The organism is Hahella sp. CR1 (genome assembly GCF_029813005.1).
GTDB lineage: Bacteria > Pseudomonadota > Gammaproteobacteria > Pseudomonadales > Oleiphilaceae > Hahella.
The window spans coordinates 548,755-567,638 of sequence record NZ_JAPELK010000001.1 but is presented as its reverse complement, the minus strand read 5'-3'; the positions used below and the strand labels follow the sequence as shown (position 1 = coordinate 567,638).

Annotated in this window: 17 protein-coding genes; 9 read left to right on the top strand and 8 right to left on the bottom strand. The window is 55.0% G+C overall.

The genetic code is table 11. The features are described from left to right. Positions 1 to 9 precede the first annotated feature (9 nt). Positions 10 to 567 (bottom strand): DUF1439 domain-containing protein, encoded by a 558-nt coding sequence (locus tag ONV78_RS02505; RefSeq protein WP_127974268.1) that lies wholly within the window; start codon positions 565 to 567, stop codon positions 10 to 12. 93 nt (positions 568 to 660) lie between these two features. Then, positions 661 to 1,101 (bottom strand): GNAT family acetyltransferase, encoded by a 441-nt coding sequence (locus ONV78_RS02500; RefSeq protein WP_279500816.1) that lies wholly within the window; start codon positions 1,099 to 1,101, stop codon positions 661 to 663. 60 nt (positions 1,102 to 1,161) lie between these two features. On the opposite strand from ONV78_RS02500, the gene ONV78_RS02495 reads away from it, so the two are divergent. From ONV78_RS02495 to ONV78_RS02485, 3 genes are all read left to right on the top strand, one after another. Continuing rightward, complete coding sequence (locus tag ONV78_RS02495; protein ID WP_279500815.1) at positions 1,162 to 1,707, top strand: DUF1439 domain-containing protein; 546 nt, start codon at positions 1,162 to 1,164, stop codon at positions 1,705 to 1,707. Positions 1,708 to 1,998: 291 nt separating this feature from the next. Next, positions 1,999 to 3,498, top strand: a complete 1,500-nt coding sequence (locus tag ONV78_RS02490; protein ID WP_279500814.1) for a trypsin-like serine protease — start codon at positions 1,999 to 2,001, stop codon at positions 3,496 to 3,498. Between the two features lie 350 nt (positions 3,499 to 3,848). Continuing rightward, positions 3,849 to 5,099 carry an outer membrane protein transport protein gene (locus ONV78_RS02485; RefSeq protein ID WP_279500813.1) on the top strand — a complete coding sequence of 417 codons (1,251 nt, stop codon included), beginning with the start codon at positions 3,849 to 3,851 and terminating at the stop codon, positions 5,097 to 5,099. Between the two features lie 76 nt (positions 5,100 to 5,175). Here ONV78_RS02485 and ONV78_RS02480 read toward each other — a convergent pair whose 3' ends face one another. From ONV78_RS02480 to ONV78_RS02460, 5 genes are all read right to left on the bottom strand, one after another. Next, positions 5,176 to 5,688, bottom strand: coding sequence for a M23 family metallopeptidase (locus tag ONV78_RS02480; RefSeq protein ID WP_279500810.1), 513 nt, complete (start codon positions 5,686 to 5,688; stop codon positions 5,176 to 5,178). Positions 5,689 to 6,000: 312 nt separating this feature from the next. Further along, entirely contained in the window at positions 6,001 to 7,983 is a 1,983-nt protein-coding gene (locus ONV78_RS02475; protein WP_279500809.1) for an alpha/beta hydrolase-fold protein, read from the bottom strand. A 599-nt stretch (positions 7,984 to 8,582) separates the two neighbouring features. Then, on the bottom strand, positions 8,583 to 9,053 hold the full coding sequence (locus ONV78_RS02470; protein ID WP_216736651.1) for a DUF2269 domain-containing protein: 471 nt from the start codon (positions 9,051 to 9,053) through the stop codon (positions 8,583 to 8,585). A gap of 15 nt (positions 9,054 to 9,068) precedes the next feature. Then, the gene (locus ONV78_RS02465) at positions 9,069 to 10,379 is read right to left on the bottom strand and encodes an NAD(P)H-binding protein (RefSeq protein ID WP_279500805.1); all 1,311 of its coding nucleotides are present in this window, start codon (positions 10,377 to 10,379) and stop codon (positions 9,069 to 9,071) included. Next, positions 10,376 to 10,855, bottom strand: coding sequence for a TetR/AcrR family transcriptional regulator (locus ONV78_RS02460; protein WP_279500803.1), 480 nt, complete (start codon positions 10,853 to 10,855; stop codon positions 10,376 to 10,378). The genes ONV78_RS02465 and ONV78_RS02460 overlap by 4 nt, the downstream gene beginning before the upstream one ends. Before the next feature lie 97 nt (positions 10,856 to 10,952). Between ONV78_RS02460 and trpB the strand changes: the two genes are divergently transcribed. After that, a complete protein-coding gene (gene trpB / locus ONV78_RS02455; protein WP_279500801.1) occupies positions 10,953 to 12,224 on the top strand; it encodes a tryptophan synthase subunit beta in 1,272 nt (423 codons plus the stop codon). Next, positions 12,214 to 12,993 (top strand): tryptophan synthase subunit alpha, encoded by a 780-nt coding sequence (gene trpA / locus ONV78_RS02450; protein WP_279500799.1) that lies wholly within the window; start codon positions 12,214 to 12,216, stop codon positions 12,991 to 12,993. Before trpB ends, trpA begins: the two co-directional genes overlap by 11 nt. Before the next feature lie 13 nt (positions 12,994 to 13,006). Here trpA and ONV78_RS02445 read toward each other — a convergent pair whose 3' ends face one another. Further along, complete coding sequence (locus tag ONV78_RS02445; protein WP_127974280.1) at positions 13,007 to 13,459, bottom strand: YaiI/YqxD family protein; 453 nt, start codon at positions 13,457 to 13,459, stop codon at positions 13,007 to 13,009. Positions 13,460 to 13,631: 172 nt separating this feature from the next. Between ONV78_RS02445 and ONV78_RS02440 the strand changes: the two genes are divergently transcribed. The 4 genes from ONV78_RS02440 (at position 13,632) to glpK (ending at position 18,877) form a co-directional block, all read left to right on the top strand. Beyond that, the gene (locus tag ONV78_RS02440) at positions 13,632 to 14,435 is read left to right on the top strand and encodes a flagellin (protein ID WP_279500796.1); all 804 of its coding nucleotides are present in this window, start codon (positions 13,632 to 13,634) and stop codon (positions 14,433 to 14,435) included. 101 nt (positions 14,436 to 14,536) lie between these two features. Continuing rightward, positions 14,537 to 15,313: a DeoR/GlpR family transcriptional regulator gene (locus ONV78_RS02435; protein WP_216736658.1), complete on the top strand. Its 777-nt coding sequence runs from the start codon at positions 14,537 to 14,539 to the stop codon at positions 15,311 to 15,313. Between the two features lie 375 nt (positions 15,314 to 15,688). Further along, on the top strand, positions 15,689 to 17,218 hold the full coding sequence (glpD, locus tag ONV78_RS02430) for a glycerol-3-phosphate dehydrogenase (RefSeq protein ID WP_279500794.1): 1,530 nt from the start codon (positions 15,689 to 15,691) through the stop codon (positions 17,216 to 17,218). A 153-nt stretch (positions 17,219 to 17,371) separates the two neighbouring features. Continuing rightward, positions 17,372 to 18,877, top strand: a complete 1,506-nt coding sequence (gene glpK, locus ONV78_RS02425) for a glycerol kinase GlpK (protein WP_279500793.1) — start codon at positions 17,372 to 17,374, stop codon at positions 18,875 to 18,877. Positions 18,878 to 18,884: the final 7 nt, after the last annotated feature.

Here is an 18,884-nt window from a genome sequence, read left to right as displayed (position 1 = left end):
CGACGGAAATTATTTGTCGGAAGGTACGAACACCAGCTTGCCCGGCGCCACTTTCAAATCCATATTGGTCAGAGACATAAACTGCCCCGCCAAGTTAGCGTCATCCAGGCGGTACACAGGCATGGTCTCCAGCATTTGCGCCAGGAAGCGCATGGCGTTGTCCGTCACAGGTTTGAAATCGCCCTTGAAGTAAGGGGAGTCGATACGGCTGTCCAGCAAGCGCAGGCGACGGATATACACCGCTTTCTCCTGGCTGTTGTAATAAGGCGCGCCCTCTACTTTCAGGAAAACGCCCACCGGCAGTTTCGCCATCAGCGCGTTGACCGCGACTTCTCCGTTCAGCTCCAACACCGCTACATCACGGCCTTCCGGCCCCAGGGTGACATCCACTTTATCCAGCGCCAATGACAGTGGCGACCCGGATTCCAGTTGCTGGCGGTCGTAGCGACTCACCTGCTCCTGCATGTAACTCTCCAGTGTGGCCTCGCTGATGCTGAAAGGCGATAACGCCGCACAACCACTCAACAGAGACATCAAAACCAATATCGGTAAAAACAGTTTTTTCATGTGGATTATTTCCAGAGTTCTTTGTCGTCCATCCTGCAATATGCCGACGCAGGGAGCAATAGCGTATAACCACGTCGCCCGCAGGGAGATGAATCAGTCCGGGATCAACCGCTTGCCCATGCTGATGGACTGATCCTCCAAATAGCCCAGGGCAGTATAAAACCCGATGGCGGCCAGATTATCCTTACGAATCTGTAAGTTTATTTTCGGACACCCCAGCGCCAGCAAACGCCTCTGCAGCTCATCCATCAATGCGCGCCCCCAGCCCAAACCCTGATGTTGAGGGTCCACCGCCAGATAATTCACCCAGCCGCGATGCCCTTCATAGCCGCCCATTACCGTCGCCGCCGGACGTCCACGCCACTCTCCCACCAGAAACAGATCAGGATCGACTTTAAGTTTGCGGTGAATATCCCTGCGCGGATCGTTCCAGGGGCGCACCAAGTCGCATTTTTCCCATAAAACGACGACCTCGTCCTCATCTTTCAACTGGAAAGTTCTTATTATCAGTTCAGACTCATTACTGGTTACCATGATCAAACGTCTCCACCGGGGATTGAACATGGCGCTTAAAACAACATAATCAGCAGCGGTATGCAAAATTTAAGGCTCGCGTGGACTTATAAAATCAGTCGCAGCATCGTCAGAGCGCTGGCTTACAGGCTGGCGCTGACCGAGCTGGATTTGCAGCGCTATCTCACCGCGCACTTCCCTATTGAAACCAGGAAATACCTGTTGGGAGTCAGACTGCATGATCCCTGGGTGCGCCTGGACGACGCCCGCAATCGCATCGCCGTGGGAGCGAGGGTGGAATTGCAACTTCCCGGCGGCTTTATCTCCACTGGCGTCGTGGAAATGGAGGGCGTTCTCTCCTACTCGCCGCAGGAAGGCGCGTTTTATCTCTTCGACCCGCAAATCACCGACCTACAGCTACATCCCATCCCCGGCCGCTACCTCAAACCGGCCCGCGCCGCCGTGCGTATTGCGCTATCCCGTTATGTCGCCGGCGCCCCGGTTTTCCAGTTCCGCATGGATAGCCTGCGCCACCGACTGGCGCGCGCTCTGGTGAAGAACGTAGAGGTGCGTCGCGGCAAGCTGCGCGTGCGCTTTCGGGCCTCACGACAAAACTACGAGACCTGAGTCAGCGGCGCCTAGGCTATACAGGTGATACATAGTCTCAAATTCACCGCTATATTGATTTGCAGGCCAAGCCGATAAGACCCTGACATAGACCCCTGAACCTAAGACATTCGACCGAATTGAAGGCATTCAGAGGTGGATGTATGGTTTATTATCTGAACACCAATAAATATAAAGGAGCCGCGGGAGCGCAGTCCCCTCTCGCCTTGGTGCACAGCCGACGGGGAGCAATCAGTACAACTAAGAAAAAGCTCTCTTTAATTAAAACAATCTCATGCAATGGAATCGACAATGAAACTGTGCAAAAAACCCCTGCTAGTAGGGATGATGACCGGACTGACGTTCGCCGCCAATGTCTACGCCAGCGGTCCCGACAATATTGAATCCTACCGTAGCATTACCGCGAAAATCGTGGGCGGAGAAGAAGCGTCTGAAGGCGAATTCCCGTTCATGGTGTACCTGCAGTACAACGGAGGACAATGGTGCGGCGCATCCGTAGTCAGCGACTACTATGTCCTAACCGCCGCCCACTGTACATCTGGACGCTCCGCCAGCAGCTTCAAGGCGGTTGTTGGTCTGCACCGTCAGAACGACATGAGCGACGCCCAGGTCATACAGGTGACGGAAGTCATCAACCACCCGGGCTATAACTCCAACACCATGCAAAACGATATTGCGTTGTTGAAAGTCGCGCAAAAAATCGACGAGAAATACACCCGCATCACGTTGGGCGCGCCCAACGATATCTACGACGGCCTCATGACCACAGTCATCGGCTGGGGAGATACGTCCGAAGGCGGCAATTCTCCCAACGCTCTGCAGAAAGTAGATGTGCCGGTCGTGTCTCTGGATGAGTGTCGCAGCGCCTACGGCAGCAGCAATATCCATGACCATAACGTCTGCGCAGGCCTCAAACAGGGCGGCAAAGATTCCTGTCAGGGCGACTCCGGCGGTCCGTTGTTCATCAACCAGGCGGGCGAATTCCGGCAATTGGGCGTCGTCAGCTGGGGCGATGGCTGCGCGCGGCCGAACAAGTATGGCGTCTATACGGCGGTGCCCAGCTTCGCCAGCTGGATCAACACTCATACCGGCGGGGATGACGGTGGAGACGACGGCGGCGATGATGGCGGAGATAACGGCGACGCCACCAGCCTGAGCAACGGCAAAGCCCTGACGGATCTGAGCGGTTCCGCTGGCAGCTCAAAATACTATGTGCTGGATGTGCCTGCTGGCGCCAGCGACATTTCCTTCAAAATTGCAGGCGGCTCAGGCGACGCCGACCTCTATGTGAAGGCGGGCGAGAAGCCGACTTCCTCCAGCTATGACTGCCGTCCCTACAAAAACGGCAATGATGAAACCTGCTCCGATCTGCCTGTTAAGCCCGGCAAATACTACGTCATGCTGCAGGGCTACAGCGCCTACAGCGGGCTGAGCCTGACCGGTTCATACAGCGGCGGCGGTGATGACGGCGGAGACAACGGAGACGACAGCGAAGGCAATGGCGTTGAAAGTGGTCTGAGCGGCGGTTCTGGCGAATGGCTGCATTTCAGCGACGTCATCCCAGAAGGCGTATCCACACTGACCGTTAAGATCTCCGGCGGCAGCGGCGATGCAGACTTGTACGTGCGCAAGGGCAGACAGCCCAGCGGCAGTCGTTTCCAGTGTCGTCCCTATAAAGACGGCAACAACGAGTCCTGTGACATTCCTAACCCTTCAGCCGGCGAATGGTTTATGAGCCTTCGCGGTTACACCGATTTCAGCGGCGTCACGCTGGAGTGGACCTCTCAATAATCTCTCTCAGGCGGCGCTCAAGCGCCGCCTTTTCTCCTCCATTTCTCATGTTAGCGCCCTGTTCCGATACGCAAGTTTGCGGGAAGAGTGCAGCCGTCCGCCCCTGCATCGCCACGTTTCAGGTAGTTCAAAAGGCGTAGTTAATAAAAATTAACAAAATTAATGTTTTAGCAAAACCCAGCAACCACGCGCCTTCTCGGGCAACACGCCTAAAAAACAAACAGCCACGGTAATTTACGCCAATTGGCGGAAGCGGGCCTCACGCCTACCCTGTATCCTCTCTTTTCAAGAGACGGGTAAATCGCCCGTTACACGACATCGTAAAAAATCTAAAAAAAGCGTGGAAATTGATGAAGCACTTTCAAGATAAAGTAGTTAGATCTCTAGTGACTGGCGCAGCGCTGGCGCTGAGTAATTCCGCCCTGGCGGCAGGTTTCCAACTTGTGGAGCACAGCGCGTCAGGTATGGGCCGGGCATACGCCGGCGAAGCAGCAATCGCCGATGACGCCAGTGTACTGGCGGCCAACCCGGCGGCAATGTCACTGATCGAAAAAACCACATTCAGCGGCGCATTGAGTTATATCGATCCTAACGTTGAGGTTGATGGCACTCGTAACTTTGGCGCTGGACCAAATCTGGATGCAGGTAAAGATAGCGCAGCCCCAAGTGCTCTAGTTCCGGCCGTTTATTTTGTACACCCCTTAAACGATCAGGTAACTCTAGGTATCGGCGCATTTTCCAACTTTGGTCTGGAAACTGAATACGGAAATGATTACGGCGCTAGTGATATCGCTAACAAAACGAGCATCAAAACTGTCAATATCAACCCCAGTGTTGCTTATAAATTGAATGATCAGCTCAGTCTGGGCTTTGGCGTTAACTACATTAGAGCTGAAGCGGAGCTTATTTCTTCTGTTCCAAAAACAAGCCCACTGTATTCTGGCGCAACTCTAGTAGACCTCTCTGGAGATGGAGATGCATGGGGTTGGAATGCGGGCGTGCTTTGGAACCTAAGCCAGAATACACGCTTGGGCTTGTCTTATCGCTCCAAGTTATCTGTGAAGCTGGAAGGCGACATGGAATCAGCTATCGTACCCGGCTACAACGATAGTGGGTCTTTAACAGTTGACCTACCTGATATCACCGAACTGTCTCTTTTCCAACGTATTAATGACCAGTTAGCCGTTCATGCCAGCGTCACTTATATGGGGTGGGAAAATTTCGACAAATTAGAAGTTAAGCTGAATGGCGGAGACGATATTGTCCTGAAAGAAGAGAATTGGGACGACTCCATCCGCTATGCTATTGGCGCCACTTACAACGTCGATAGCTACTTGACTTTAAGAGCTGGCTTAGCGCTGGATGAAACGCCTGTTGCGGAAGAAAACCGCAGCCTGAGCATTCCAGATGCAGATCGCATGTGGTACAGCATCGGCGCTACCTATAAAGTTAACGCCAATTTGAGCGTAGACGCGGGTTATACCCACCTGAACGGTGACAAGGTTTACCTTTCTGATGAATCTAATTTCCGTGGCGAATTCAATGGCTCGTCCGAAGGCGACGCCAATCTGTACTCCGTACAGTTGAACTGGGTAATGTAGTCCCTTCCTTCAAAGCGCCTGTCTCACAGGCGCTTTACCTCTTTCTCTCTAATTTTCGCTCTCTTGGACTGCAGCCTTACTTAACATCCAATACTTCATTGGGATCAAGGAAGAACATTTTCTTCCAGCCCTGGGTGGCGTCGTCCGCTCGCCATGGGTAAGGAAGCAATGTCACAGCCGAGTAGTGCAAATGCGGCGGCTTGCCTTTTGCGTTGCCGGTATCTCCCACAGATCCTACCTTCGTTCCCGAGCGCACCAGATAGCCGGGATAAACCGACTGATCTTTGAGGTGAGCGAAGTAGTGTATTCGCCATTTTGGCCCCAACACCGCCACGACTTTCCCGCCCAAACCGAGTTCGCCGCGGAACACCACCACACCATAGGTGGGCGACACTACCGGCGTTCCCGCATCGGCGAAGATATCAATCCCCTTATGCACGCCTGATTTACCCCAGGGCTCGTACCAGAAGGCATTGGGATGCCAGTCTTTACTGGTCGCTCCCTGCACCGGTATGGTCGGAGACTCCGGCGCCGCCATCCAGACAATGAATACTCCCAATAGAATTAACAGCGCGCGTTTCTTTTTCACAAGTCATTCCCGGTTACATTTAGGCGGCTTCACTGGCGATAGCCAGGGAACCTCTGAAAAACTTTGGCGAGGCCGCCAGTGCAAGGAAAAAGTCGGCGAAAAAGCGCAGTTTATCGTAAATAAATGAGCATTTTGAGCCGACTTTTGACGCAGCAATGGCAACGCAGGTAGTTTTTCAGAGGTTCCCTAGGTCGCGAAGCAGGATAGTAGCGCAGACCTTACAAAGTCCCTGGACCAGGCGCAACCGAAAGTAGAGAGCGTCAGAGTTAACGCCGCCGCAATACGGCGACGTTAAAGAGAGGAAGTTAAGACTTAAGGCCGTGAGCCAGAATCTTCGGCCTTGCCAAGAAACAGGGTGACGCCGGCGTCGCGGATCTGCAGCCCTTCAATGGTGATCAAACCATTTGGGTCCGCCTTTGCCAACCCGCTCTGATAGATTTCCGAGGGGTTGTCCGGATTGGTCGCTTTATACAGATAAACGCCTTTCGGTTCCGCCTCGAAACTCTGCAGACCACGTAAGCTGACATCCGCCGTCACAATGCTGGAAGGGGCGTTCGCCCTGCCCATCTGCAGGCACTCCCGCTCTGGATTAAAGCGAACGCACTTACGCAGGCTGCGCAGCTTCAACGTCATGCGAAAACGCACTGGCGTATCGACAATCGTATGCGTCTCCCACGTCAAATACCCATTGAGAACGCCCACTGCGTCGCCGTCCATTGGCGAACCGGAGCCAGGATTATCCGCGCCCTGTACATGGGTGAACACCGGGTAACTCTGATTCTTGCGATAGGCGTAAATTGTAGAGAAGTCGACCATGGGGTCCCACTCACCGCCCACGGGCGTATGGGTCTTACCGTTTTTGACGCGCTGGTCCCAAAAGAAATAGCCCAACTGCTTATTGGCTTCCATCGTCTGGTAGAACTCCGGTTTTTCATCCCAACTGACGACGTTATCGTTCTTACCATTGATGACATACATAATCGGTAAGTCTACGCGGGCATGATCCACCAGATAATTCAGGTTCAGACGGTCGTAAATCCATAATCCATCCGGGTCGACAAATACCGTACTGGAAGGCATATCCCCCCATAAATGATCGCCGTAGCAGCGCTCGGTTTCCCCAATATCCCATTGGTCGGACTGCTCGCTGTAGGAAGCGGAGAAATTGAATTTGGGCGCACTGGCCATGACCGCCGCAAAGACGTCCGGCGACGCCACCGCCGTAAACAAAGCGCCGATCCCCCCCATGGAATAGCCGCCCGCGTACACTCTATTAGGATCAATGACTGACTTCAGTTCGCCGTCGTTCTTGACCAATAACCCCTTCAGCCAGCCAATAATATGCAGCACCCGCTGGCGACTGTAATCGCGGATAATCACTTGTCCGTTGCTATTACGAGGCAGCTCCTGCGCGCTGCAATTACGAATGCCGAGGCGATCAGGATAGCCGTACCAGAAGTCATTCACGAACTCGACCGGTCCTCTTTCACAGGAAGGTTGAGTGTCGTCTCCGCCACAGGCGTCGAGCAGGTTAGTGTTGAAGTCTTCCGGATAGTAGACAATCTCATCCTCGGCAGGATTATCAAAAGAGCCTGGCTTCACTTCAAATTCAGGGGTCTTGGTCGGGTCCGCCCGGCGCGGGTGGAAGCCGACAAACAAAGGCTGGCCGGTCTTGCTGAGATCGCCTTCAATGCCAAAGGTGAATGGAGAGCTGGGCGTGTTGGAGAAGGCTTTCTGCACGGCGGTGTCATAGTGCGCGCCCCAATGAGTAAAGTATCGCACGCCCCCTACGTTTTCCTGCAGAAAAGGCACGGTTTTCGCGACGCTCTCATTACTGACCGCGCAACCGAAGGAGACGTCCTCTACAGACTCCAGGCGCTGACCGCCGCGATTGGGAAATACGGCGTAATAAGCGGTGGCGGTATCCTGCCTGATCGTGTGCACATACAGGCCTTCGCCTTTGGTCATCGGAAAGAACGGCGTGAGGTACGGTCGTCCCGACCTTCGCTTATTCAACCCTGAAGCGAAGGCGGCATCGCCGAGCAGCTCGGCGTCTCCCACTAATACAGTCTGTGAAGCTTGATCCACCTGAAACGGCTGCGTTCCCCGATATATCTGATAGCGGACGCTGGGATCGTTGATTTCATTCCATTTGAGAAAAGTCTGGCCATCGCCATAAGCGCAGACGAGGTCTGCGGCGAGAGCCGGGGCGGATATCATGGCGGTGATAAAAAAAGCGCCGACAACTTTCCTCAAAGCCAGACGTTCGCCTGACTTCTCCTGATCCATGTTCATAAATCATTCCCTTCTTGTTGTGATATGACATCATCGGTAAGACGCGTCGGAGATATCCAACCGTCTACAAAGGGAACGTAAACCGCAGACTGCGAACTTCTAACCTGGACCGGGTCGTCGCATCCATTACTACGTTAACAACTCATTCGTCACTGCTCAGTGGGCGGTCACAATATTACGTACGCATCCCACAGGGAGAGATTTCCTTCCTCCCCGGTCTCCGGGCCGTCGCCGTTCGCGTCCCCATCTGACCGACATCATGTTTCATTAACCAGGCAGACAAATAGCCTCCTTCTGTTTGTCTGCAACGACAGGGCCTGCACATGCCGGTCCTGTCTCCCGCGGCAAAGCGCCGCGCAGGCGCATCCATGCGCCTCACTATTAACAAGAAGCTGACTGCTGGGACTGTTCCTTCGCGCCATCCTCAACGATTGGAAGATGTCCCCAGCCTCATCGCAATTGTAACGGGGTAAAATGATAATTCCACTCTTTTCAAAAGCTTAGCAAAGATCAGACCGATATACGGAGACTCCGTGTTTTTTACCCAAGCATTGACCGCAATCCCTCGCCTTTTCACTCGTCAGCGCGCCAACGCCTTGTCACCAGCCCTGTTTGGTCACCATCAGATAGAAAATACCCATAACGGCGATAAAGGCCGGCCAACCCAGCGCATACCAGATACGCATGTAGGCGCGGTGGGGATAATTAAATCCTGTCCCCTCCCGCACCGCCGCTTCCGCTCCGCGGGCGACCTTTATCTGCAGCCAGACCACGGGCAGCCAACACAACCCCACCAAGACAAACAGCGCCAGACTTATCCCTATCCAGGGCGTGCTATATGGAATATTCAACCAATGCAGCATCAGAAAACCGGTCAACGGCTGGATGATCACCGCCGGAGTGGTGAACAGCCAGTCCGCCAGCACCACGTTGCGAGCCACTACGGCGATAACCCGCACATCGCCGCTACAGTCCGCCCGCCACATGTAGAACGCCGTCCCCAGCCCCGTACCAAACAGCAAGGTGGAGGAAAGAATATGAATCAGTTTGACCAGGGGATACCACTCCATACGACAACGCCTCTTTCAACGCAGCTTTTCCACCACCAGAAATACACTCAGCAGGCACAGCAGCGGTAAATTCTTCAACAACCCGCCCAGAGGCTCCAGCCATACAGCCGGCGCCAGCAGGCCCAGCGCCAGCGTATATCCCAACGTGCACGCCAACATCAGCTGCCCCGCCAACGCCATATGACGGCGGCTCAGCAAAAACGCCCCCAGCGCGAGATCCACTGCGCTGGTGAACCAGACCATAGGACGCCATAGGAATTCGGGTAAGCCCATCGCCTTCAATATAGGCGAGAATGTCTCGGGTTGAGCGACGAACCCCGCGACGCCGGACAGCAGCCACACCACAACCAGCGTCAACCATATGGGCTCCCGCAACAGGTACAGTCTGGCGTGCCAGCGGTCCTGCACAAAACTGGCGGACGTTTGCAAATATCCCTTTACTGAACACGGCGCATAGTCGAATTTTTCACAGGAACGTTCATAGGCTCCCGACTCGGCATAGTTACCCCGCTGCAGCATGCCCCATACCGTATCATTTAGCGGTCCGGCCCCTAGTCTGCGCCCAATCCATACCGCCAGCCCCACCAATGAAAGCGGAACCGAAACTATCCGCGAATCGGGAAACTTCAACCAGCGCCTCACCAAGGTAAGATACTCTTTCAGCGTAACGACTTCCGGCCCGACGGTATACGCCACGCCACTGGCTTGCTCCAGACTCTGCGCATCGCTGGCGCCGGTCGCCGCCTGTGCAACCACGTACGCCAGATCCTCCAGCAGGATCGGCTGAATCTTCTGGTCGCCATCGCCAGGAACGAACAGCGCACCAGGTAAAGCCGCCAACGCCCGCAACAGAGAGGTGCCGCCATATGAGCCTCTCTCTGACAACACTACGGATGGCCGCAACACCACCGCCGTGGGCAGCGCCCGCATCAGGTAATCATCAAACTTGTGCTTGGAGGTGATAAAAGCGCCATCCAGCTCCGTTCCCAGGGCCGAAATTTGCACAAATCGCTCTACGCCATTCTGTATGCAGGCTTCCGCCAACGCTTTCGGCGCATCAAAGTGCACCAGCTCGAAGTCGCCCTTGCGCGTCTCCCACAGGATGCCCGCACAGTTAATGACGGCGTCCACACCGCGCAGCATGGGGGACCAGTCTTCCATTCGGGTCAGGTTCTGCAAATCCGCCTGGATAAAACTGACTGCTTCAGATGCGGGAATGTTCGCACGCCGCCGCGCCACCGCCACCACCTGACATCCCTGTTCCAGGAGTTTCTCCAGAACGACACTGGCGATAAACCCGCCTGCGCCAGTTAAAAGAATTTTCATGACCGCTTTCCTCCGTCACTGAGCCGCGTCCACAATTCATGGCTGACTTTGGCTTGCAATACGTCGACTGCGTCCGCAGTAAAACTCTTACTTTTCCCGTATTTTCCTACATAATCACGCCATTTTGCGTCATATTCGCGCCAGAACCGCTGTGCAGCCTCATCGAAGCGCCAGCCTTCGCCAATAATCAATCGATACATGGCGATAGCTTCATCACGCCACCAGTTTTCGCTTAGCACGCACCACAGGGCGGATTCATCCTCACACTCCGGCATAACCGGGTTTTGCGCCCTGAGCCAGTCATCGATGACGGCGTCAATGAGCTGGGATTTGTCGGGAAAATGGTTGTATACCGTGGGTTTGGATACTTTGCAGGCATTGACCACCATATCGATCGATGTGCCCTTGAAGCCCTGCTCCAGAAAAATCCCTGTCGCCGTCTCAACAATAAAATCTCGCTTCGATGCTCTTGCCATGCTCAGAATTTCACTTTATTTTAACTAAACAGTTTAGTTTAATTTTAACTGTTTCCATTATGCCTTATGGGCCCGAATAATACAGGAGAAAATCGCCATGATCCGCAGCAACAACGGTATGTTCGGCAGCTTCGGCGGCCGTTACGCCCCGGAAATACTGACGCCCGCTCTGATGGAGCTGGAACGCCTATTTTTCAGTTTGCGCGACGATCCTGACTTTTGGCGAGAATATCAGACCCTGGCGCAGCAATTCAGCGGCAGGCCCACGCCTCTCACGCCCTGCGAACGCCTGTCTAAGGCGATTGGCGGCGCGCAAATCTGGTTAAAACGGGAAGACCTCAACCATTCCGGCGCCCACAAAGTGAATAACGTATTGGGCCAAGGCCTTCTGGTGCGGCGTATGGGCAAGCGCCGGGTAATCGCAGAAACCGGCGCAGGACAGCATGGGTTGGCCACGGCGATCATGGCCGCTCGCCTGGGTCTGGAGTGCCGCATTTATATGGGAGCGGACGACATTGAGCGTCAGTACGGCAATGTATTCTGGATGCGGCGCCTGGGCGCAGAAGTTATTCCGGTCGCCACCGGCGCTCGCACCTTGAAAGAAGCCATGGACGAAGCGCTGCGCGACTGGGCCGCCAGTTTCGAAGACACCCATTACGTGCTCGGCACCGCCTGCGGACCTGCGCCTTTCCCGGAGCTGGTGGCTTATTTCCAGAGTATTATCGGCAGAGAGCTACAGCAACAGGCTCTGTCCCAAATCGGTCGCAATCCTGACAGCGTCGTAGCCTGCGTCGGCGGCGGCAGTAACGCCCTTGGCGCGTTCGCGCCGTATATCGATCAAGGTGACGTCGAGTTGATAGGCGTAGAAGCTGGCGGACGCAGCCGCGAAGAAGGCCAGCACTCTATCCGGCTTCAGGAAGGAACCGGCGAAGACGGCATCGCCCAGGGCTTCAAAACACTTTTCTTACAGGACTCCGACGGACAACTTGGACACACGCACAGCGTAGCGGCGGGACTGGACTACGTCGGCGTATCGCCAATTCTGGCGGACCTCGCTCAACGCGGGCGATTAACGCCAGATTCCGCAACCGACGAGGAAGCCCTGACGGCGTTTGAGACATTACTGCGCCACGAAGGCATCATCCCTGCGCTGGAATCCTCCCACGCATTGGCGGGCGGGTTCCGCCGCGCCGCCCAGATGTCGCCCAGCGAACATGTGGTGATTAATTTGAGCGGACGCGGCGATAAAGACATTTTCAATGTGGCGCGCGCTTTCCCGCATCCGGATTGGTCCGCCTTCCTGCAACGCGAGCTGGCTCGCCAACCTGATTTCACAACGCAAGGGGAGAATGCCGCCGATGTTGCCTGAGAAAAAACCACAAGAACTGCTAGTCATGTCCCATGCGGTGGTGGGCTATCCCTCTCTTGAAGCCAACCTGCCTGCGATTGACGGATTGGTCGCCGCTGGCGTGAAAATGATCGAGCTGCAAATTCCATTCAGCGACCCGGTAGCGGACGGCCCAACACTGGCTCACGCCTGCCATGTCGCCCTCAAGAACGGCGGCGGCGTCAAACAAGCGCTGGCATTGGCGGAGCAAGTCTCACGACGTCACCCACAGGTGAGCTTTCTATTGATGAGCTACCTCAACCCTCTCTACCGTTACGGCCTTGACCGTTTATTCACCGATGCGGCCGAAGCTGGCGTAAAAGGGTTGATCATCCCCGACCTGCCCGTGGAGGCCCTGGAGCCGCACTTGCCACTGCTGGATAAGCTTGATTTGGCGCCGATCATGATGGTGACGCCCGTGACGCCTCCCGAGCGCCTGCAACGAATCAGCGCCGCCGCCCGGGGCATGGTGTATGTCGTAGCGCGCACTGGCGTCACTGGCTCACAAACCCGCTGGGACGCCGAGTTCGATGACTATATCGCGCGCCTCAAGCGCTACACGGACCTGCCTCTCGCCGTCGGTTTCGGCGTGCGCAGCGCAGAGGATTTGCGCCAGTTACGCGGACGCGTGGAGGTAGCTGCGGTGTGTTCCCGCTATATAGAATGGCAAGGAAAACTAGGCAGTGACGCCGCCGCGGAGCGCATGGCGGAGCTATGTGAGGCGGCGGGCGGAATGGAGGCGACGGCGTAAGCCGTCGCGCCGATCAAGGCTTACTCGCTTTCGCCAGAAAACGGTCCAGTTGATTGGCGAACTCCATGCGGTCGCCGTGATTGAACGCGGCAGGACCGCCTGTGTGCTCGCCGCTGCTGCGCATGGTTTCCATGAAATCTCGCATCATCAGGCGCTGGCGAATGTTTTCCTTGCTGTAAAACTCGCCCCTGGGATTCAACGCATGAGCGCCTTTGTCTATCACTTCCGCCGCCAGGGGAATGTCAGCGGTGATCACCAGCTCGCCCTGTTCGACATGCTGCACGATATGGTTATCCGCCACGTCAAATCCCGGCGCCACCTGCAAACTGCGGATATATTGCGACGGCGGCGTCTTAAGCGGCTGATTGGCCACCAGAATCAAGGGAACTTTCACCCTTTCCGCCGCCCGGAACAGAATCTCTTTGATGACGTTCGGGCATGCATCGGCGTCTACCCATATACGCATGATTATTTCTCTTCAGTAAAACGTTAAAACACAGAGTCTAAGCGATGCCGCTCAGAAACGGAAAAGAAAGCTGCGTGCGCATAAGGACGGGGCTCGTAACGATATAAGGTAGTCGCAATTGATTATTTATTGATCTAAAATGGCCTAAGGCTATGGATTATAGAGGTACTTCATGGCGATCTCGATTAACGGCCCGGCGCTACCTTCGCCGAACGACGCGCAAATTCAGCGGAGCTTCGCCCGCATCAGTTCCGGTTCGCGTATTAACAGCGCGGCTGACGACCCCGCCGGTCTGTCCATCGCCACCCGTATCAGCAGCCGTATCAGCGGTTTCTCCACCGCTATTCGCAACGCCGGCGACGGCATTTCCCTCTCCCAGACAGCTCAAGGCTCATTGGGTCAAGTGACCGACAATCTACAGCGTATCCGCCAGCTCGCCCTGCAAGCCAGCAACGGCGTATACAACGACAGTGACCGCGCCGCCTTGCAACAGGAAGCCGCACAGATTCTGGAAAGTACGCGTCAGTTGCTGAAGCAGTCCAACTTCAACGGCGTCAATCTGTTCGATTCCAGTGATGAGCACCGTTTCCAGGCTGGCGCAGAAGGTGGAGAACAGATCGTTCTGGAAGGCCGTAATCTGGTGCAGGAGTTGAGCAACTTCGGTTTGGAAAGCCTAGATATCTCCAGCCAACAGGGCGCCATCAGCGCCGTATCGGTCATTGACGACAGCCTGCAAGCGACGGTCGACCGGGCGGCGCAATTCGGCGCCTTATCGAACCGTTTCGAGGCTGGCATACGCGAACTGGAAACCGCGCATCTTAATGCGACCGAGGCGCGCAGCCGCATCGCGGATACCGATATCGCCGCCGAAAGCGCTAATCTGGCGACCCAAAAAATACTTACGCAAGCCCAGATAGCCATCCGCGCCCAGGCCAACGCGCAGGCGAGATTCGTTCTTAACCTGTTGTCCGGATAAGAATTCCCGCCTTTTCGAGGGAAGTACTATTACTGGTTTCGCCCTGGGTAATTTTCTACTAACATTTCGTTTTATCATTTGCGCACGAAAATAAAACGAACATGTCCGCTGACAAGCCTTTAAATGCGCGGCAAACCGCGATTCTCAAACTCATCGAAAAGAACGGCGTCGCCACTATAGACGAACTGGTGGAGGCCTTCGACGTCACTCCCCAAACGCTGCGACGGGATCTTAACCTGCTGGCGGATTACAATCTGATCCAACGCTTTCACGGCGGCGCCACCTCCATTACGTCTACGGAGAACTTGTCCTACCAGGACCGACAAATCCGCAATCTGGAGGAAAAGGAAGCCATCGCCCGGGAAATTGCGCTGCATGTTCCTGATCACAGCAGTATGTTCATCAATATCGGCACCACCACCGAAACCATCGCCAAAGCGCTGATGAACCACAAAGGTTTGCAGGTAGTGACCAACAATCTGCACGTCGCCAGTATGATGAGCCAAAAGGAAGACTTTCGCGTGATCGTCACCTCCGGCGAGGTTCGCGCGCGAGACGGCGGCATTGTAGGTGAAGCCACCATGGACTTCGTACAACAGTTTCGCCTGGACTTCGGCATCATCGGCATCAGCGCCATTGACGAAGACGGAGCCCTGCTGGACTACGATTATCGCGAAGTGCGCGTCGCCCAGGCGATCATCCAGCAAAGCAGACATGTGTTTCTGGCGGCGGACCACTCCAAGTTCGGTCGCAGAGCCATGGTGCGTCTAGGCAGCATCACCCAGGCCAACATGTTCTTCACCGATCAGCGTCCCAGTGAAGAAATAGAAACCATGATGAAGAATCACGACGTACGCCTGCATATCTGTACGCCTTAACAGCGTCACCCTGGAACGGGCCAGGGAACGCCCGCTCGCCATTACTGCTTTTACCACTCACAGACCTATCTTCGTTTTTTTTCTTTTCTCTCCGCATCACGTCTATTCCGCCGCCACAGAGCAATTAATCCACTTCCGACTATCGACCTGACGTTTTGTTTTCTCTTCCTCGAAGCAATTCGCAGTCTGTTTTTGAGGCCATCGCTAACTTGCTGAATTTAATAATTTATTTTCATTTCACTTCATAATGGCGCTCTAGAAAGTAGAAAATATTTAGAAACTGTCACAAAATAATTCGTAAATTTTCCTTTTATTTTCTTTTTTCTTTCGTTTAAACTTTAGTCAATTTTTAACCGCATGGAAAGGTTCCGAATAATGAGTGAGAAAATTTACGATCTTCTCGTAATCGGCGGAGGCATCAATGGCGTCGGCGTCGCCGTAGACGCCCAGGGCCGCGGATTGCAAACCGCCTTGGTGGAAATGCGCGATCTCGCATGGGCCACCTCTTCCGCAAGCAGCAAATTGATTCATGGCGGCCTGCGCTACCTGGAACATTACGAGTTCCGCTTGGTGAAAGAAGCGCTGAACGAGCGCGAAACGGTCTACCGCAAGGCGCCCCATATCGTAAAACCCATGCGGTTCCGCCTGCCTCATCGCCCTCACCTGCGTCCCGCCTGGATGATTCGCATCGGACTTTTCCTGTATGACATGCTGGGCAAACGAGACATTCTTCCAGGCAGCAAATTCATTCGTTTCAATCAGCCTGCCGCAGCGTTGAAACCAGAGATCACCAAAGGCTTCGAATACTCAGACTGTTGGGTGGATGACGCGCGTCTGGTGGTGCTGAACGCAATGCAATTTCGTTCACTGGGCGGAGATGTTTTCGTACAGACCAAATGCGTGGGCGTATCCCAGGAAAAAGGCCTGTGGCATGTACAATTGCGCAATGAAGTCACCGGCGAAGAACACACCATGAAAGCCAAAGGACTGGTAAACGCCGCCGGCCCCTGGGTTAAGACGCTGCTGACGAAAGAAATGCATCGCACTAGCCCGCGCGGCATTCGCCTGATCAAAGGCAGCCATATGGTGGTTCCAAAACTACATGACGAAGATGAAGCCTTTATTCTGCAAAACGAAGATGGGCGCATTGTGTTCGTGATTCCTTATCTGGATGAATTCTCCATCGTCGGCACCACGGATGTGGAGCACAAAGGCGCGCCGGAAACCGTCGCCATTTCCAATGAAGAAATAGATTACCTTTGCGACATAGTGAACGCTCACTTCAAGAAGCAGATTTCACCGGCTGACGTAGTGTGGACCTATGCTGGCGTACGCCCTCTGTGCGACGATGAATCCGACTCCGCCCAGGCGATCACCCGCGATTACACCGTCGAACTGGAGACTGAAGGCGAACTTCCGCTGCTCTCCATCTTTGGCGGCAAGCTGACCACGTATCGAAAACTGGCAGAGTCAGCTCTGAAAACTCTCAAGCCGTTCTACCCACAAATGGGCGCGCCATGGACTGCTGACAGCGTATTGCCAGGCGGCGACCTGCCCGGCACAGTCGCCAACTACAGCCAGGGGCTGCAGAATCGCTATCCGTTCCTGACCGCACGCACCGCAAAACGCTTCGCCACGACTTATGGCAGCCGCTGCGAGATGTTCTTGAAAGACGCGCAATCAGAAGCGGATATGGGTCAGAAGTTCGGAGAAGGCTTTTTCCAAAAAGAGGTGGACTATCTGCTAGAGTATGAGTTTGCGATGAACGCTGACGATATCCTGTGGCGCCGCACGAAGATGGGTCTGTTCCTGAATGAAGATCAACAGGCCGCCCTGGCGGAATACCTCGCGGGTAAGCGCCCCCGGGCCGCTGAGCCTTATCAGCCCATGCAAGCGAGCGCATGAGCGGGAGGACAAAACAGAGCGGATAAACGGAACTGACGGAAAGTAACGCAAGCGACCGAAAGGGTATTGAACAATAATAAGCAGACCGCGGCGGCCGGGTGTTAATTTCCAGACTGGCTTGCGTCGCCGTGGCCAAACATGAGAACGACGACTGTGAGCAAGTACATATTAGCAATCGATCAAGGCACGACCAGCAGCCGCGCCATTCTGTTTACCCGTGAAGGCCTGCCCGCATACAGCGTGCAACAAGAATTCGCCCAGCATTTTCCGAATGACGGATGGGTGGAGCACAATCCGCATGATTTGTGGGATACCGTCAAGCGCGTTTGCAGCGCCGTTATGAAAGAGGCCGGGATCTCCGGCCGCGACATCACCTGCATCGGCATCACCAACCAACGAGAAACCACCGTGGTGTGGGATCGTCACACCGGCGAACCCATTTATAACGCCATCGTCTGGCAGGACCGCCGCACCTCCGCTTTCTGCGCCGAGTTGTATGAAAACGGTCGCGAGTCCATGGTCCGCGAGAAAACCGGGCTATTGCTCGATCCTTATTTTTCCGGCACCAAGATCCGCTGGATTCTCGACAATGTGGAAGGCGCACGGGAAAAGGCGGAACGCGGCGACCTCCTGTTCGGCACCGTCGATACCTTTCTTATCTGGAAGATGACCGGCGGCTCTGTGCACGCCACTGACGCCACCAATGCTTCCCGCACGCTTCTTTTCAATATCCACAGTCAGCAATGGGATGATGAGCTGCTCGATATGCTCAATGTGCCCAGCACTATGCTGCCGGTGGTGAAAGACAGCTCCGACGATTTCGGTATGACGGAGCATCAGTTCCTGGGGTCGGAAGTCCCCATCACTGGCGTCGCCGGCGACCAACAGGCGGCCTTGTTTGGCCAGGCCTGCTTCGCGCCAGGCATGTGCAAGAGCACCTACGGCACCGGTTGTTTCATGATCATGAACACCGGCGATGCGCCACTGGAATCCAACAATAAACTGCTCACTACCGTTGGTTACCGGCTTAATGGAAAACCCACTTACGCAATTGAAGGCAGCATCTTTATGGCCGGCGCCACCATGCAATGGCTGCGCGATGGCATCAGTCTGTTGAAAAGCGCCGGTGAAAGTATAGGGCATGCGGAACAAGTCGGACCCGACCATTCCGTATATCTGGTTCCCGCTTTTACCGGCCTGGGCGCGCCCTATTGGGAACCCAACGCTCGCGGCGCCATCGTCGGTCTGACCCGGGACACCGGCATCGCCGAAATTGTCACGGCGGGCCTGCAGTCTGTGGCTTATCAGACTCGCGACCTGCTTGAAGCGATGAAGTCGGATGGCGTGGAAAATCTGGCGGCCTTACGCGTGGACGGCGGCATGGTGGTGAACGACTGGGCCATGCAATTCCTCGCGGATATTCTGGACGTGCGCGTGGATCGTCCCTTCGTCACCGAGACAACCGCTTTGGGCGCAGCGTTTCTGGCGGGTCTGAAAGCTGGCGTTTACTCGTCACTGGAAGAGGTGCAGGAACTTTGGCAATGCGAAAAGACATTCCCGCCAAGCATGGAAGAAGCCGTTGCCGACCGCCTTTACAAAGGCTGGCTCAACTCCGTGGAAGGCGTGCGCAATATGGCCAAGGCCGCCCACAAGAAATAATTTCTTC

Bases quoted from the DNA above. Each gene is read 5' to 3' on its own strand.
- ONV78_RS02505 (WP_127974268.1), bottom strand. From the start codon at position 567: ATGAAAAAACTGTTTTTACCGATATTGGTTTTGATGTCTCTGTTGAGT.
- ONV78_RS02500 (WP_279500816.1), bottom strand. From the start codon at position 1,101: ATGGTAACCAGTAATGAGTCTGAACTGATAATAAGAACTTTCCAGTTG.
- ONV78_RS02495 (WP_279500815.1), top strand. From the start codon at position 1,162: ATGCAAAATTTAAGGCTCGCGTGGACTTATAAAATCAGTCGCAGCATC.
- ONV78_RS02490 (WP_279500814.1), top strand. From the start codon at position 1,999: ATGAAACTGTGCAAAAAACCCCTGCTAGTAGGGATGATGACCGGACTG.
- ONV78_RS02485 (WP_279500813.1), top strand. From the start codon at position 3,849: ATGAAGCACTTTCAAGATAAAGTAGTTAGATCTCTAGTGACTGGCGCA.
- ONV78_RS02475 (WP_279500809.1), bottom strand. From the start codon at position 7,983: ATGAACATGGATCAGGAGAAGTCAGGCGAACGTCTGGCTTTGAGGAAA.
- ONV78_RS02470 (WP_216736651.1), bottom strand. From the start codon at position 9,053: ATGGAGTGGTATCCCCTGGTCAAACTGATTCATATTCTTTCCTCCACC.
- ONV78_RS02465 (WP_279500805.1), bottom strand. From the start codon at position 10,379: ATGAAAATTCTTTTAACTGGCGCAGGCGGGTTTATCGCCAGTGTCGTT.
- ONV78_RS02460 (WP_279500803.1), bottom strand. From the start codon at position 10,855: ATGGCAAGAGCATCGAAGCGAGATTTTATTGTTGAGACGGCGACAGGG.
- trpB (WP_279500801.1), top strand. From the start codon at position 10,953: ATGATCCGCAGCAACAACGGTATGTTCGGCAGCTTCGGCGGCCGTTAC.
- trpA (WP_279500799.1), top strand. From the start codon at position 12,214: ATGTTGCCTGAGAAAAAACCACAAGAACTGCTAGTCATGTCCCATGCG.
- ONV78_RS02445 (WP_127974280.1), bottom strand. From the start codon at position 13,459: ATGCGTATATGGGTAGACGCCGATGCATGCCCGAACGTCATCAAAGAG.
- ONV78_RS02440 (WP_279500796.1), top strand. From the start codon at position 13,632: ATGGCGATCTCGATTAACGGCCCGGCGCTACCTTCGCCGAACGACGCG.
- ONV78_RS02435 (WP_216736658.1), top strand. From the start codon at position 14,537: ATGTCCGCTGACAAGCCTTTAAATGCGCGGCAAACCGCGATTCTCAAA.
- glpD (WP_279500794.1), top strand. From the start codon at position 15,689: ATGAGTGAGAAAATTTACGATCTTCTCGTAATCGGCGGAGGCATCAAT.